Below are 15,436 nucleotides of genomic sequence, written 5' to 3' on the forward strand. Positions count from 1 at the left end.
TTATGAAAAAACTGAAGGTCGGAATTACTTGTTATCCAAGTGTCGGCGGCTCAGGCATTATAGCCACAGAGCTTGGAAAACGTTTAGCTGAAAAAGGGCACGATGTTCATTTCATTACCTCTAGCATTCCGTTTAGGCTTAATAAAGTATATCCGAATATTTATTTTCATGAGGTGGATGTGAATCAATATGCTGTTTTTCAATATCCGCCTTATGACCTTGCGCTGGCAAGTAAATTGGCAGAAGTCGCAAAACGAGAAAAGCTTGATATTATTCACGCGCATTATGCGGTCCCGCATGCCGTCTGTGCGTTCTTAGCCAAACAAATGACTGGACACTCTGTGAAAGTCGTTACGACGCTTCATGGAACGGATATTACGGTTTTAGGCTATGATCCATCATTAAAGGAAGTAATCCGGTTCGCCATCGAATCATCGGATGGCGTGACGGCGGTGTCACATTCATTAGCTGCGCAGACGTACGATCTCATCAAACCAGATAAAAAGATTGATACGATTCATAATTTTGTTGATGAACGGGTGTATTTGCGGGAAGATCACGATTTGCTAAAGACACATTATGGTCTTTTACCGAACGAAAAGGTCATCATCCATGTATCAAACTTTCGAAAGGTGAAACGGGTGCATGATGTGATTCATGTGTTTCAAAAGATTTCTGAACAGGTGCAGGCAAAGTTGCTGCTCATTGGTGATGGTCCTGAAAAATCGGTTGTATGCGAGCTTGTGAAAAAACTAGGACTGACAGACCGCGTGTTGTTTTTAGGCAAGCAAGAGAAGGTTGAGGAGCTTTATTCAATAAGTGATTTGAAGCTGCTTCTTTCGGAGAAGGAGAGCTTTGGGCTTGTGCTTCTTGAAGCAATGGCGTGCGGTGTCCCTTGTATTGGGACAGATGTCGGCGGTATTCCAGAGGTCATTACACATGGAGAAACAGGGTTTCTTGTCCCGCTCGGCGATATAGACGGAGCAGCAAATTACGCAGTGTCACTGCTGAAAGACGAAGCGCTTCATGAAAAAGTGTCAGCGGCAGCTCAGTCTAGTGTTCAAGCTCATTTCTCCTCTGATAAGATTGTGAGTGAATATGAAAAGCTTTACCTAGAATTGATCGAAGGTGATGATGAAGATGAATGAACCATTCACACATGCGATCCCTATATTACATACACTGCACGAACATGGGCATCAGGCTTACTTTGTCGGTGGAGCGGTGAGAGATGTTCTATTAGGACGGGAAATCGGTGATATCGATATTGCGACAGATGCAACACCTGATAAGGTTGAGTCTTTATTTGAAAAAACAGTAGATGTCGGTAAGGAGCATGGCACTGTCATTGTGTTGCATGATGGTGTCAGCTATGAGGTCACGACGTTTCGAACGGAATCAGAATATGAAGATTTTCGCAGACCGAAAGAAGTGGCGTTTATCACGTCGCTGAAGGAAGATCTTTTAAGAAGAGATTTAACGATTAATGCGATGGCCATGGATATAAATGGAGAAATCATTGACCATGTAGGCGGTAAACAGGATATTAAGCGGAAACGAATTCAAACCGTAGGAGATCCTGCGTGCCGCTTTCAAGAAGATGCGCTTCGCATGATGAGAGCTGTCCGTTTTTTAAGCCAGCTTGGCTTTGAGCTCGCTGATGAGACGGCTGAAGCAATGAAAAAAGATAAGCATCTGCTTGCCAATATATCGGTTGAGCGCAAAAAGATTGAAATGGAAAAGCTTTTAAAAGGCCGTCATTGTGAGCAGGCCATTCAAGTGCTCATTTCAACCAAGTTATATGAAGAGTTGCCAGGTCTCAAAGAGGATCGTCTTCATGAATCCTTCCAATCCTTTCCGTATTACTTACTGGATGGACTAGAAGAGGTATGGGGGGCTTTCATCCATTTGCTAGGTTTAGATGAAGCGGAGGCTGCGGTCTTCTTAAAAGAATGGAAGCTGTCAACGAAGCTCTTGAAAGACGCAGTAGCTATTAGTCAATACGTAGATTGTGATTGGGATGCGGAAAACATGTTTGAAGCTGGTGAACACGTGCTCTTATCTAGTTTGAAGATCACGCAGCTAAAACATGAGCGCCGCATTTTCTTTGATGAGCTGGAGGCAGCGAAGCGTTCTTATGATGCACTGCCGATTAAAAAGCTCCAAGACCTCGCTGTTTCAGGAAAAGATTTAATGGCATTTCGGCAAAAGTCGTCTGGGAAATGGATTGCAGAGGAGCTTAATTTTATAAAAAAAGCCGTTTTGCAAAACCGTTTGGAAAACCGAAAAGAAGCCATAGAGGAGTGGCTTACAGCATGCGATCAGCAATTAGAAAACGATTAATAGAACTATTTACAGCATCCAGCCAGGACTTTGTCTCAAGTCAGCAAATTTGTGATGAGCTTGGCTGCTCCCGAACAGCTGTATGGAAGCATATGGAGGATTTGCGAAAAGAGGGGTATGAGGTAGAAGCAGTTAGAAGAAAAGGGTACCGTCTGCTTCGTAAACCGGACAAAATTAGTGAGGACGAAATTTTGTTTGGTCTGGAAACAGAGAGCTTCGGCAGGCATATTTACTTTCAGAAAGAAGTCGCTTCAACTCAGCTGATTGCCCATGATCTTGTAAATGAAGGTGCGCCCCACGGCACGATCGTTGTCAGCGATCATCAGACGAATGGAAAAGGACGTCTTCAAAGAACGTGGCATTCACCAGATGGGACAGGCATTTGGATGAGCCTCATTCTGCGGCCTGAAATTCCACTGCATAAAGCGCCACAAATGACGCTTTTGGCATCTGTAGCCATCGCAGAAGCTATTGCGCAGCAAACAGGACTCAATCCAACTATTAAATGGCCAAACGATATTTTGCTGAATGGAAAAAAGGTCGTTGGCATTCTGACTGAATTAAAAGCAGAAGCTGACCAAGTTCATGCGGTCATTATTGGACCGGGCATAAATGTGAACCAAACAGCTGATGACTTCCCGGATGACCTAAAGGATGTTGCTACAAGTCTGCGGATGGAACTGAATGAAAAAGTGGATCGTGCTGCACTCATACAACGGATCATGTCCACTTTTGAAAAAAGATATGATGAATATATGAAGCAAGGATTTGCGCCGATTAAACAATTATGGGAGTCGTTTGCGATGACGATCGGTCAACATATTGTTGCCCGCACCGTCAATGGGCAATATACGGGGAAGGCGCTTGGAATCAATGAAGAAGGTGTTTTATTGCTTGAAACGGAGGACGGTATCCAAAAAATCTACTCCGCAGACATTGAGATCAAGTCGACTTGAGTGGAACACCCGGCACATTTTTGATATACTTCGTGTGGGCAGTATCTGCAAAGAACTGTACCTGTTAGGAAGAAAAATTTGATAAATTTCTGCCTTGATCCTAAGGGACTTGGACAGAGGGATGATTCGCCGCACATGAGAAATCAAAGCATGTGATGTGAGGCAAGCCATCTCCTCTCCAGAATGAGGAGGAACAAATGAAGACAAAGCTAGATTTTTTCAAAATGAAAGAACAAAACGAACCTATCGTGATGCTGACCGCATACGACTATCCAGCTGCAAAGCAAGCGGAAAAAGCGGAAGTCGACATGATCTTAGTTGGTGATTCACTTGGGATGGTTGTACTTGGACTAGATTCTACCGTTCAAGTCACGATGGATGACATGATCCATCACACAAAAGCAGTGAAAAGAGGCGCAAAAGACACATTTGTTGTGACTGATATGCCATTTATGTCTTACCATTATTCGTTAGAAGAAACAATGAAAAATGCAGCTCGCATCATGCAAGAAAGCGGTGCCGATGCCTTAAAGCTAGAAGGCGGAGATGGAGTGTTTGAATCCATTCAAGCTCTAACAAGAGGCGGAATTCCTGTCGTCAGTCATTTAGGCCTCACACCTCAATCAGTTGGTGTACTTGGCGGGTATAAAGTGCAAGGAAAAGACCACGAAAGTGCTCAAAAATTGATTGAAGACAGCTTGAAATGTGAGGAAGCTGGTGCAATCGCGCTTGTGCTGGAATGCGTACCTGGCGAACTGACAAAACGAATTACCGACATGCTGAAGATTCCTGTGATCGGAATTGGTGCAGGAGCTGAGGCAGACGGACAAGTTCTCGTTTACCATGATGTGGTAGGATACGGGGTGTCTAGAACACCTAAGTTTGTGAAACAATACGCGCAAATTGATACTGTTTTAGAAGAAGCGCTCATTCAATATACAAAAGAAGTAAAAGCACGCACATTTCCAGAGGACATGCATACGTTTCATATCAAAGAAGAAGTCCTTGATGGCTTATATGGGGGAATCAAAAAATGAACGTTGTCACCCATATTCACGAGCTAAAAGAATTGATCAAGCAGCATCAAGAAAAGCAGCATTCCATCGGCTTTGTTCCGACGATGGGCTTTCTTCATGAAGGACATCTGACTCTGGCGAAAGAGGCAAGAGGTCAAAATGACATTGTCGTGATGAGTATTTTTGTCAATCCTTTGCAATTTGGACCAAATGAAGACTTTGAATCCTATCCAAGGGATATGGAAAGAGACAAGCGTCTTGCAGAAGGAGCAGGGGTGGATATTTTATTTACACCTGATGTGAAGGAAATGTATCAAAATGAACCATCTATTACGATGACGGTTCAAAAGCGGACGGATGTCTTATGCGGAAAAAAACGCCCAGGACATTTTGACGGTGTTGTCACTGTGCTCACAAAGCTGTTTCATCTTGTGTCACCAACAAATGTCTACTTTGGACTAAAGGATGCACAGCAAGTCGCTGTGATCGATGCGATGATCAAGGATTTCTTCTTTGATCTTCACCTTGTATCTGTACCGACAGTCAGAGAAGAAGACGGTTTAGCGAAAAGCTCAAGGAATGTGTACTTGTCAGAAAAAGAAAGACAAGAAGCACCCGCTTTATACCGCGCATTAAAAAAAGGCCGGTCAGCTGTTGAAAAAGGTGAACGTGATGTCAGTCGTGTGTATCAGCTGATTGAAGAGGAACTTGTTCACACGGGCGGAGAAATTGATTATATTGAGATCTATTCTTATCCAGAACTTGAGCCGCTTCAGCAGTTAGCAGGTCAAGTCATTATGGCGATTGCGGTGAAATTCTCACGGGCAAGACTAATTGATAATGTGATTTTCCATGTTCCTGAAAGCGGTGAAAAACATGTATAGAACCTTTATGACATCTAAGCTTCATAAAGCGACGGTAACAGAAGCAAACTTACATTATGTAGGAAGTATTACAATTGATGAAGATTTACTTGATGCGGCAGGTATGATGGCAAATGAGAAAGTACAAATTGTCAATAATCATAATGGCGCGAGACTTGAAACATATATTATTCCCGGCGAAAGAAAGAGCGGTGTCATTTGTCTAAATGGTGCGGCAGCGAGACTCGTTCAGCCAGGGGATGAAGTCATTATTATCGCTTATGGGATGCTGTCAGAAGAAGAAGCAAAGACACATACACCAAAAGTGGTCGTGTTAAATAAACAAAATCAAATTGAACAAATGATTGGGCAAGAGCCTGCGAGAACGATTTTATAACGCAAGCTCCATGGAAACAGAACAGTTTCATGAAAAGAAGCTGTTCTGTTTCATCTATTTTGTCCAGAGCGTGTTTCACTTCAGGGTGAAACGAGGAATTGAGGTGTCCATTTTATGACCGATCAAAGGTTTGTTGTCGTTGATATTGAAACCACCGGAAATTCACCTAAAAAGGGTGATAAAATCATTCAAATAGCTGCGGTGGTCATTGAAAATGGACAAATTGTCGAACGGTATTCAAAATATGTGAACCCGGGAAAAGCAATCCCTGGATTTATTGAACAGCTGACAGGCATTCAGCAGCATATGGTTGATGATGCGGTGTTTTTTGAGGATATTGCCCAAGAGGTGTATGATCTCATACAGGGTGCTTATTTTGTTGCGCACAATGTTCATTTTGACTTGAATTTTTTAAATGATGAACTAAAAGCATGCGGGAAAAATGAGCTGGATGTGCTAGCAATTGATACAGTTGAGATTTCTAGAATTCTTTATCCTGAGCTTGAAGGTTATAAGCTCACTGAATTAAGTGAAGAGCTCATGCTTCCACATGACCACCCGCACAGGGCGGATAGTGATGCGGAAGTTACTGCCATGTTATTTTTAACATTATTGCATCAATTAAAACATACACCGCCAAATGTGCTGAAACAGCTGCGCAGATTATCCTCTTATCTCTTAAGTGATATAGGACTTTTAATTAAGCAGCTTGAAACGAGCCATGCAAGCCGGGAAGATTCTTTGGTGGAAGTCGGCTCTTTTTCTGTAAAAGATGTCACCAATCCTATCACTGAGACGACACATACAGTAGGTGAAGATGATGAACAGCTGTTTGAAGAAATCAAAAAAAAGCTCCCGCAAACGATAGAAGGCTATGAAGTAAGAGAAGGCCAGCTCACGATGATGAATAAAGTGAGAGACGTGTTTCATGAAAGAGCCTATGCATTAATTGAAGCGGCACCGGGCATTGGGAAGACGCTGGCTTATCTCATCCCAGCTGCTCTAGAAGCGAAGAAATCAGGAAAACCTGTCATTATAAGTACATATTCCATTCTTTTGCAGCAGCAAATGCTTCAGCGAGATGTACCGATGTTGAATCAACTGCTCCCGTTTGAGCCAGCTGCCTGTGTATTTAAAGGACGGGCGCATTATATTTGTTTAGATAAGTTTGAGCATGTGCTTCATGAGGAAGATGATAACTATGATGTCGTCTTAACGAAGGCGCAAATTTTAATGTGGCTCCTTGTAACAGAAACAGGTGATTTATCTGAACTGAATTTACCGTCAGGAGCTGCCAATATAAAAGACCGCATTTCCTGTGTGCATATGCCGTTTACATCGAAAAAGCGCCGCTTTAAAGAGTATTGCTTTTATGAGCGCGCGAAAAGAAGGGCAAAAACAGCTGATTTAATTTTAACGAATCATCGTCTGCTCTTATCACAATCGGAGGCATCGTCTATCTTTCAGCATGCTGACGTATATGTGATAGATGAAGCCCATCAATTCGAGAAAACAGCCAATGAAACACTAGGGGATAGTGCATCTTATATTCAGCTTCATGCGAAATTAACGCAGCTTGGCTCCTTACAAGGCGGACTGTTAAAGAAACTGAAAAAGAGATTTCATCATGCAGGGTTACAGACGGACACCTTTATCGAAATGGATGAGTATCTCAATCAGCTTCAAATGGAAAGTGACGCTTTCTTTAGCACCGTTCATTCATTTGTGAAAAGGACAAAACCAAAAGCCGACATCAATCGTCTCATTCATAGAGTACGTCATCATTCAAAGCATGCTCAGTGGAAACGGATTAAAGAAACGGCAAGTAAGCTTTGTTCCTTGTTAATTGCTTGTGAGAAGCTGTATGAACAACAAAAAAATGAGCTTCTTCAAAAAAGTGATCAGCTGACAGAACACTTTGCCTTTGAAGCAGAGGAATACGACCAAGTCATGTCGTTTATGCATACTTTTTGCAGTACGCTTTACCGGTTTATCTTTGAACCGAAAAACGATGAAACGGTTTGGATTGAAATTGATGCAAAAGGTGCGAAAAACGCAGTCTTTATGCATGCACAGCCGTTAGATACTGGGGAACTTTTGGCTGATCGCTTCTTTATGAACAAAAAGAGTGTTGTCCTCACATCAGGGACACTCACCATCAATCACCGCTTTGATTATTGCTTGGAACGGTTTGGCCTGCAAGATTTTTACCCTCATCTTGTGCAAATTGATTCACCTTTTGAACTTGAAAAACAGCTTAAGGTCATTGTTCCAGCAGACATGCCGCCGATTACGAACCGTGATGAACGAGATTATGTGAAACAAGCCGCACGATATATTAAGATCATGGAAAAGCAGCAGCATGCAAAAATATTGGTTTTGTTTAATTCACATGAGATGTTAAAAGCAGTCTATGAAGAGCTAAAAACAGAAGGGATGCAGTCCGCCCTTTTTGCTCAAGGTTTGACAGGCGGAAGCCCTGTAAAATTAACGAAAATGTTCAAATTAGCAAAACAAGCCATTTTACTTGGTACGGGTAGTTTTTGGGAAGGTGTTGATTTTCCAGGCTCAGAGCTGACAACGGTCATCATGGCACGTCTTCCGTTCCGGCCGCCTGATTCTCCGCTCATTGAAGCAAAATGTGATGCAGCTAAAAAACAAGGGAAAAACCCGTTTAAAGCCGTCGCTTTACCAGAAGCTGTGTTAACCTTTAAGCAAGGAGCTGGACGCTTATTGCGCTCAGAAAAAGACATAGGCACATTGCTGATATTAGACCGCCGAGTGAAAACCGCTTCATATGGAAAACTATTTTTAGAATCACTCCCTCATGCGCCAGTTCACGAGATGTCAAAAGAGTCACTTGAAGCGTATATAGAAGACATTAACAACGAAAAGCCGCTGTCATAAGCGGCCTTTAGCTGGTGTGGGTTTGGAGTTAATTTATCGTAACGGCTTTTTGTGTTCCGTTGTAAAAATAGTATCGGTTCCTGTCCAGAAAAGTATGACTAACAATATTTACGTACCGAGGAGGAATTAGAAGTGGAAAGTAAAATAGAGGTACTTTCAACTGTTCAAATTAAGCATTCAGAAGACCTATACAAAATCGTTGACTTATTGAACAGAACGCTTAAAAGAGAAGATCTCATGTTTGGATTAGCATTAGATCAAGAAGACCAAAATCAAGCGGTATTTACGATATATCGCACATAGGGGAAGCTTGACATGAAAAAAATAGTCTGGATTATTTCATCTGTAGTGGCTCTCGTTCTGCTTATTGGCATCATCAGCTTTACGTGGATTTATCAAATTGCCATGGGACAAAGAGAACAAGGGCATGACGCAGCGATCGAACGAGCAAAAAAACAAGCAAACATCGTACAAGTGGAGCAAGTGGAAACCTTTGTCGGGAAAGAAAAACAATTTATTGTTGAAGGGAAAAACAAACAGAATGAAACGACCTACGTTTGGGTTCCTGCCAGCAAAAAGGATAAAGTGATCGCAAAAAAAGCAAAAGAAGGCATTACCTCGAATCAAGCAGTACAAGCCGTTCAAAAGGAGAACACGGTCTCTAAGCTAAAAGAAGTCAAATTAGCGAGAGAAGGTGACGTACTCCTTTGGGAAGTGACGTACTTAAATGAGAACAATCAATATAGCTTCAGCTATGTCGACTTCTCGACAGGACACGTGGAAAAAAATTTAACACCGTAGTTTCTCCTGTCTTGCGTTGACCATGCTGATTTAGAACGGTTATAATAAAATGTATGAATTAAAGATTCACACCTGCCAAATAGGTGAGTTTCTTTCTGGCTTTGGAGGGAATTATGTTGAAAACAACGATTAATCAAGTGTTTAAACACGTCGATCAAGAAGTAACCATCGGCGCATGGATTGCCAATAAACGTTCAAGCGGAAAAATTGCATTTTTGCAGCTGCGTGACGGGACAGGCTTTATTCAAGGAGTCGTAGTAAAAGCAGAAGTGGAAGAGGAAGTCTTTAAGCTTGCGAAATCAGTTACACAAGAAACATCTGTCTATGTGACAGGGCAAGTGACAAAAGACGAGCGTTCACCATTAGGTTTTGAATTGCAAGTGAAATCCATTGAAGTGATTCATGAAGCGACAGATTACCCAATTACACCAAAAGAGCATGGAACAGAATTCTTAATGGATCACCGTCATTTATGGCTTCGTTCTAAAAAACAGCATGCCATTATGAAAATCCGTAACGAGATTATTCGTGCTACATATGAATACTTCCATCAAGAAGGTTTCGTAAAAGTAGATCCGCCAATTTTAACTGGAAGTGCACCTGAAGGCACAACGGAACTGTTTGCTACGAAATATTTTGATGAAGATGCATACCTTTCTCAAAGTGGTCAGCTTTACATGGAAGCTGCGGCAATGGCACTCGGAAAAGTATTCTCATTTGGTCCAACATTTAGAGCTGAAAAATCTAAAACAAAACGTCATTTAATTGAGTTTTGGATGATTGAGCCTGAGATGGCTTTTGTCGAATTCAATGAAAACCTTGAGTATCAAGAAAATTATGTGTCTCATGTTGTTCAAAGTGTACTTGAAAACTGTAAAGTTGAGCTGCATACACTAGGCCGTGATACAGCGAAATTAGAAAACATCAAAGCACCATTCCCGCGCATCACTTACGATGAAGCGATTAAATTCTTGCAAGAAAAAGGCTTTGATGATATCGAATGGGGAGATGACTTCGGAGCGCCTCACGAAACTGCGATCGCCGAAAGCTATGATAAACCAGTGTTTATTACTCATTACCCAACATCATTAAAACCGTTTTATATGCAGCCAGCACCGGATCGTGAAGATGTTGTCCTTTGTGCAGACTTGATTGCACCAGAAGGCTACGGAGAAATTATTGGCGGTTCTGAGCGTGTACATGATTTAGAGCTTCTTGAAGCAAGATTGAAAGAACATGGGCTTGATCAGGAAACTTACAAATGGTATACAGAATTAAGACAATACGGTTCTGTACCCCATTCAGGTTTTGGTCTTGGACTTGAACGTACAGTTGCTTGGATTAGTGGAGCGCCGCATGTGCGTGAAACCATTCCTTTCCCAAGATTATTAAACCGTTTATACCCTTAAGACATGAAAGCCTCCAACAAATGGAGGCTTTTTCAAACGTCTTTTTAGAGGGGCACGTGAAATAAAACGTGATATACTTAAAATGAAGAGGTGTATCCGATGAATAGGCAGCAATTTATTAATATGCAGCAAATGGGGTCGACAAGTTTGCCCAATTTGCTGATTGCTCATTATGAGCAGTTAGGACTGAATGAATCACAGATGATGGTGATGCTTAAAATTAAAATGAATGAAGAACAAGGCGTTTTCTTCCAAACATTTGAAGAGCTTTCTCATGGTATGACCATTTCAGCGGAAGAGTGTGCGTATATGGTTCAGCATCTCATTCAAAAAGGATTTATCTCGATTCAGCCATTTGAAGACAGGTCTGGTATTCAGCATGACCGTTACTCAGTAGAACCTTTATGGGGCGTGCTGTATGACTTTTTAGAAGCAAAACAGGCGAAAGAAGCGCAAAAACATCATGTGCAGGCTGAAAAATCTTTATATGTTTTATTTGAAGATGAATTCGGCAGACCGCTGTCTCCTCTTGAAGGAGAAACACTTTCGATCTGGATGGATCAAGACCATCATGATGCTGAGATGATTCGTCTGGCACTAAGAGAAGCCGTTTTGTCGGGGAAATTAAATTTCCGTTATATTGATCGAATTTTATTTGAGTGGAAAAAGAAAGGGCTGAAAACGGCGGAAGAGGCAAAAGAGCATAGCCAGCATTTCCGTTCTCAGCAGAAAACGCCACCTTCAAAAGAAGAGACGTCCACTTACAAACGACAAGTTCCTTTTTATAATTGGCTGGAACAATAACCAATAAAGGAGAAGGCATGTTAACCAAAAAACAAATCAATGAGTGTTTAGATATTATAGGAGATATGTTTCCAGAGGCTGAGTGTGAGCTTGTTCATGACAATCCATTTGAGCTTGTGATTGCTGTTGCACTCTCTGCTCAGTGTACAGACGTGCTTGTCAACAAGGTCACCAAAACGCTATTTCAAAAATATAAATCACCAGAAGACTATTTAAGTGTACCGCTTGAAGAACTGCAGCAAGATATTCGCTCGATTGGTCTTTATCGGAATAAGGCAAAAAATATTCAAAAGTTGAGCAAAATGCTGATTGAAGATTATGGCGGTGAAGTACCAAAGGACCGGGATGAGCTTGTCAAGCTTCCTGGGGTTGGCCGGAAAACAGCAAATGTCGTCGTTTCGGTCGCTTTTGGGGTACCGGCAATAGCAGTAGATACACATGTAGAACGAGTCAGCAAGCGTCTAGGCATCTGCCGCTGGAAGGATTCTGTGCTTGAAGTAGAGCAAACCTTGATGAAAAAGGTGCCAAAAGAAGATTGGTCTGTGACGCATCACCGCCTGATCTTTTTTGGGAGATATCATTGTAAGGCGCAGCGGCCGCAGTGTGAATCGTGTCCGCTTCTTGATATGTGCAGAGAAGGGCAGAAGAGGCTGAAAAAAGGACTGGTGAAGCTGGCATGAGCGGAGCAGCTGTTTTCACCACATATGTTGAAAAGCTAAAAGAAAAAAAGGTAGAGATTAAAGGTGAGCGAGTAGATATACTGAGAGCCAATCCACTTGCATATGATCTATCTTCAGAACCTTTAACAGACGAGCTTCCATGGCAGAAAACAGAAGAATTTGTTCCTGTGATGTTTGAGCTGTGGAACGAATTAAAAGAAAAAATGCTTCCTCGTTTCCAAACAAGAAAATCCCGCTGTGAAGAAGATGATATGCTGCAAGGAATCGTCAGTATGATCGCGATGCTTTACTGGATCAAAGGGGAGAGTATCCAAACGTTTGAATGGGAACATATCAAGCAAGAGACATTTCCAGTTGCTCCAATTAATTGGACGGAACGTTTAGAGTTCATTTTGCTAAAACCAACTCAATATCACTGCTTTATTCAATTGGACGAGCTATACACGGAATTAAAAAAGCAATATGGAAAATATGAAGCACTTAAAAAAATCAGACAGCAGCGTTAAAAAAAAGCACTTGCCTTCTACGGCAAGTGCTTTTTCATCATTCATCTTCTTTTCGAGAAGGAGAATTTGATTGCGAATTGGAACTTTGAGAGTTGGCTTTCTCATCATCTTTCTTTTTATCTTTATTGTCTGTTTGTGAGTTGCCGCTGTTCCCATTTGTACTGTCTGAGCCATCACCAGAAGAACCATTATTTCCGTTTTCTGTATTTCCGCCTTGATCTTGATCTTTTTTATCATCAGGCTTTTGCTCGTCAGTGCCAGGGGGCTGATTTTTGTTATCGTCTGTTTGGTCTGTCTGCTCGTCGTCAGGCTTCTGTGGTTCTTCTTCTTCTTTATTCTCATCATCCGCTTTTTCTTCCTCATCTGCGTCATCCTTAATGGTGAGGAAGGTAGAAGCCGCTTTACTTGTGACATCATCTACAGTGGCTGTCACTTGGAATTTATATGTGGAGCCAGGCTTCACATCAGAGATGACTGCTTCTTTAGCAGAGCTGTTTTGAATATCTTTATAGCCGCCATTATCAACTGCTTGCTTGACATTAAATGTAGCATCAGCGTCGTCAGAATAGCCCCATGTCAGTGTGATGGATTTTTTCTCTTCATCATACACCGCTTTTAAATCAGAAGGCTTATCGGCTTCTTTTTTCTCGTATGTGTCAGAGACTTTTGTTGGTACCGTTCCTTTAACAAAGTATTCTGTTGTCTTCTTGTCACTTGGTGTATTCGGTCCGGCTAATTTTGCAGGGTCGGATCCTTTTTCAACCGTAGCTTCAACGACACTGTCTGGTTTTTCAAATGAGCCGCTTCCATCATCAATTTGAGAAATTAATCGCTGGAAGACAATTTTGGCAACACGCTGCTCGTTTTCATTCAGCCATACTTTGCCGTCTGCATCTTTTGAATTACCGATTCCAGTCCAAACGGCTGCTGTGTATTGCGGCGTATAACCGACAAACCACGAATCTTTTGCACCGCCAGAAGGGATATTGTGTGTCTTAATATCTTTTTCTATAAAGTTCGTTGTACCTGTTTTACCAGCTACTTGAACGTTCGGTACTTGTGCAAGTGTACCAGTTCCAGATTGGACAGCAGTTTTCAGCATATCTGTGATCATAAATGCTGTATAATCACTCATTGCTGCTTTTGAGTCCGGCGTAAGGTCAAGTTTTGTACCGTCATTAAATTCAACAGACGTGACAGCATGCGGTTCGTTATAGTATCCGTTATTACCGAATGCACTAAATGCTCCAGCCATCTTCAGGGAGGAGACACCATCGTCAAATCCACCGATTGAGTAGGACTCTGGAATGTCAGAAGGTAAGTCCATACCTAAGTTATTAGCGAATTGAACGGCATTGTCCATGCCAGCTTCTTGGAAAGCTTTTAGGGCAGGAATGTTACGTGATTGTGCCAAAGCACTTCTCATCGACATTTTCCCTAAGTGTCTTCTGTCAAAGTTATTAATCGGCGTACCGTTTGAGTACGTATATGGTGCATCATTAATTTGCTGATATGTTGACCATTTTTTGTTTTCAATGACTGGGCCGTAATCTAAGATCGGTTTGATTGTGGACCCTGGCTGGCGTTTTGCATCCGTCGCATAGTTAAAGCCGCCGGCTGGTACATCACGTCCACCGCCAATGGCGCGAATTTCACCATTTTTCGTATCAAGCAGGGTCACACCCGCCTGCATCCCTTTCGTAAATCCAACTGAATCTCCATTGATGATATCATTTAGATGATCCTGTGCATTTCGATCAAGGGAAGTATAGATTTTCAATCCATCAGTTGACGCATCAACTTTGGCTTTTTTCTGTACTTCTTCCATTACTTCTTCAATGTAAGCAGAGTACTTACTTGAGTTTTGGCTCTTATATTTACTAGCTGAGACAACTGTCTTATTGACAGGGGTTGCTTTTGCAACGTCATAGTCTTTTTCTGAAATGTAGCCTTGTTTTTTCATAAGGCTTAAAACGATATTACGGCGTTTTTCTGCTGCCTCGGGATGTTTCACTGGGTTATAGGCAGAAGGACTCTGCGGCATACCTGCAAGTGTGGCAGCCTGTGCAACAGTTAATTTATTTAAATCTGTCACTCCGAAAAATTGTTCAGCTGCTTTCCCAACACCATAAGCATAAGGAGAGAAGAAAATACGGTTTAAATACATTTCTAAAATTTCATCTTTAGAGTATTTTTGCTCAAGCTGAATCGAGAGCCATACTTCCTGTACTTTCCGTTTTAACGTCTTTTGATTGCTCAGGAGGGAGTTTTTCACAACCTGCTGCGTAATTGTACTTCCGCCTTCAGCCCCAAAGCCGTCCTCAACGTTTGCGACAAGGGCACCGCCAATACGGATTGGATCAATCCCGTGGTGCTTATAAAAACGTGCATCTTCAGTCGCAATAAACGCGTCTTTTACCACATCGGGTATATCTTTTATCGAGACATACGTTCTTTTTTCTGCACCAACTTCTGCAAACACTTTCTTGTCTTTATCATAAAGTTTTGAAGAGTATGGTGTTTTAAGCTTACTATCATCAATAGAAGGAGCGCTTGATGCAAAAACGGCAAAAGTTGTGATTCCGGCAACTAAACAAAGTAGACCGATCACGAGTAAAGATAAAAATATTTTTTTAAATAGACCTGCTTTCTTTTTGCCTTTTTTGTTCTTTTGCTTCTTATTGTTTTCTTGACTTGCTTTACGTCGCTGTTCACGACTTGTAAATTGATCAGACATCACATCTCAACCTTTCG

General features: G+C 41.8%; 14 protein-coding genes. 13 read left to right on the top strand and 1 reads right to left on the bottom strand.

All coding sequences use genetic code 11. The features are described 5' to 3' along the window. Nucleotides 1–2: 2 nt before the first annotated feature. The 13 genes from bshA (at nucleotide 3) to MHI60_RS16195 (ending at nucleotide 12,682) form a co-directional block, all read left to right on the top strand. Nucleotides 3–1,148: an N-acetyl-alpha-D-glucosaminyl L-malate synthase BshA gene (gene bshA / locus MHI60_RS16135; protein WP_144484495.1), complete on the top strand. Its 1,146-nt coding sequence runs from the start codon at nucleotides 3–5 to the stop codon at nucleotides 1,146–1,148. Beyond that, nucleotides 1,141–2,343 carry a CCA tRNA nucleotidyltransferase gene (locus tag MHI60_RS16140; protein ID WP_095408863.1) on the top strand — a complete coding sequence of 401 codons (1,203 nt, stop codon included), beginning with the start codon at nucleotides 1,141–1,143 and terminating at the stop codon, nucleotides 2,341–2,343. The genes bshA and MHI60_RS16140 overlap by 8 nt, the downstream gene beginning before the upstream one ends. Beyond that, on the top strand, nucleotides 2,316–3,299 hold the full coding sequence (locus tag MHI60_RS16145) for a biotin--[acetyl-CoA-carboxylase] ligase (RefSeq protein ID WP_144484492.1): 984 nt from the start codon (nucleotides 2,316–2,318) through the stop codon (nucleotides 3,297–3,299). The genes MHI60_RS16140 and MHI60_RS16145 overlap by 28 nt, the downstream gene beginning before the upstream one ends. Before the next feature lie 197 nt (nucleotides 3,300–3,496). After that, on the top strand, nucleotides 3,497–4,336 hold the full coding sequence (gene panB / locus MHI60_RS16150; RefSeq protein WP_024422781.1) for a 3-methyl-2-oxobutanoate hydroxymethyltransferase: 840 nt from the start codon (nucleotides 3,497–3,499) through the stop codon (nucleotides 4,334–4,336). Continuing rightward, nucleotides 4,333–5,199 carry a pantoate--beta-alanine ligase gene (gene panC, locus MHI60_RS16155; protein WP_144470950.1) on the top strand — a complete coding sequence of 289 codons (867 nt, stop codon included), beginning with the start codon at nucleotides 4,333–4,335 and terminating at the stop codon, nucleotides 5,197–5,199. Before panB ends, panC begins: the two co-directional genes overlap by 4 nt. Continuing rightward, entirely contained in the window at nucleotides 5,192–5,575 is a 384-nt protein-coding gene (gene panD / locus MHI60_RS16160) for an aspartate 1-decarboxylase (RefSeq protein WP_024422780.1), read from the top strand. The genes panC and panD overlap by 8 nt, the downstream gene beginning before the upstream one ends. Nucleotides 5,576–5,689: 114 nt before the next feature. Further along, entirely contained in the window at nucleotides 5,690–8,482 is a 2,793-nt protein-coding gene (dinG, locus tag MHI60_RS16165; RefSeq protein ID WP_144484489.1) for an ATP-dependent DNA helicase DinG, read from the top strand. Nucleotides 8,483–8,614: 132 nt separating this feature from the next. Continuing rightward, the gene (locus MHI60_RS16170) at nucleotides 8,615–8,785 is read left to right on the top strand and encodes a YpmA family protein (RefSeq protein ID WP_065214698.1); all 171 of its coding nucleotides are present in this window, start codon (nucleotides 8,615–8,617) and stop codon (nucleotides 8,783–8,785) included. Nucleotides 8,786–8,797: 12 nt separating this feature from the next. Continuing rightward, on the top strand, nucleotides 8,798–9,283 hold the full coding sequence (gene tseB / locus MHI60_RS16175) for a cell wall elongation/penicillin-binding protein regulator TseB (RefSeq protein ID WP_144484486.1): 486 nt from the start codon (nucleotides 8,798–8,800) through the stop codon (nucleotides 9,281–9,283). A 116-nt stretch (nucleotides 9,284–9,399) separates the two neighbouring features. After that, nucleotides 9,400–10,692 carry an asparagine--tRNA ligase gene (gene asnS, locus MHI60_RS16180; protein WP_087975939.1) on the top strand — a complete coding sequence of 431 codons (1,293 nt, stop codon included), beginning with the start codon at nucleotides 9,400–9,402 and terminating at the stop codon, nucleotides 10,690–10,692. Nucleotides 10,693–10,791: 99 nt separating this feature from the next. Next, nucleotides 10,792–11,496: a DnaD domain-containing protein gene (locus MHI60_RS16185; protein ID WP_095408857.1), complete on the top strand. Its 705-nt coding sequence runs from the start codon at nucleotides 10,792–10,794 to the stop codon at nucleotides 11,494–11,496. A 17-nt stretch (nucleotides 11,497–11,513) separates the two neighbouring features. After that, nucleotides 11,514–12,176 carry an endonuclease III gene (gene nth / locus MHI60_RS16190; RefSeq protein ID WP_144484483.1) on the top strand — a complete coding sequence of 221 codons (663 nt, stop codon included), beginning with the start codon at nucleotides 11,514–11,516 and terminating at the stop codon, nucleotides 12,174–12,176. After that, entirely contained in the window at nucleotides 12,173–12,682 is a 510-nt protein-coding gene (locus MHI60_RS16195; RefSeq protein ID WP_144470943.1) for a YpoC family protein, read from the top strand. The genes nth and MHI60_RS16195 overlap by 4 nt, the downstream gene beginning before the upstream one ends. 37 nt (nucleotides 12,683–12,719) lie before the next feature. Here the strand turns inward: MHI60_RS16195 and MHI60_RS16200 are convergent, their stop codons facing one another. Further along, nucleotides 12,720–15,419 (bottom strand): PBP1A family penicillin-binding protein, encoded by a 2,700-nt coding sequence (locus MHI60_RS16200; protein WP_144484480.1) that lies wholly within the window; start codon nucleotides 15,417–15,419, stop codon nucleotides 12,720–12,722. Between the last annotated feature and the right edge of the window lie 17 nt (nucleotides 15,420–15,436).

This window comes from Bacillus sp. FSL K6-3200 (genome assembly GCF_038630485.1).
Lineage (GTDB): Bacteria > Bacillota > Bacilli > Bacillales > Bacillaceae > Bacillus > Bacillus safensis.

Coding starts and splice junctions, on each gene's coding strand:
- bshA (WP_144484495.1), top strand. CDS start 3: ATGAAAAAACTGAAGGTCGGAATTACTTGTTATCCAAGTGTCGGCGGC.
- MHI60_RS16140 (WP_095408863.1), top strand. CDS start 1,141: ATGAATGAACCATTCACACATGCGATCCCTATATTACATACACTGCAC.
- MHI60_RS16145 (WP_144484492.1), top strand. CDS start 2,316: ATGCGATCAGCAATTAGAAAACGATTAATAGAACTATTTACAGCATCC.
- panB (WP_024422781.1), top strand. CDS start 3,497: ATGAAGACAAAGCTAGATTTTTTCAAAATGAAAGAACAAAACGAACCT.
- panC (WP_144470950.1), top strand. CDS start 4,333: ATGAACGTTGTCACCCATATTCACGAGCTAAAAGAATTGATCAAGCAG.
- panD (WP_024422780.1), top strand. CDS start 5,192: ATGTATAGAACCTTTATGACATCTAAGCTTCATAAAGCGACGGTAACA.
- dinG (WP_144484489.1), top strand. CDS start 5,690: ATGACCGATCAAAGGTTTGTTGTCGTTGATATTGAAACCACCGGAAAT.
- tseB (WP_144484486.1), top strand. CDS start 8,798: ATGAAAAAAATAGTCTGGATTATTTCATCTGTAGTGGCTCTCGTTCTG.
- MHI60_RS16185 (WP_095408857.1), top strand. CDS start 10,792: ATGAATAGGCAGCAATTTATTAATATGCAGCAAATGGGGTCGACAAGT.
- nth (WP_144484483.1), top strand. CDS start 11,514: ATGTTAACCAAAAAACAAATCAATGAGTGTTTAGATATTATAGGAGAT.
- MHI60_RS16195 (WP_144470943.1), top strand. CDS start 12,173: ATGAGCGGAGCAGCTGTTTTCACCACATATGTTGAAAAGCTAAAAGAA.
- MHI60_RS16200 (WP_144484480.1), bottom strand. CDS start 15,419: ATGTCTGATCAATTTACAAGTCGTGAACAGCGACGTAAAGCAAGTCAA.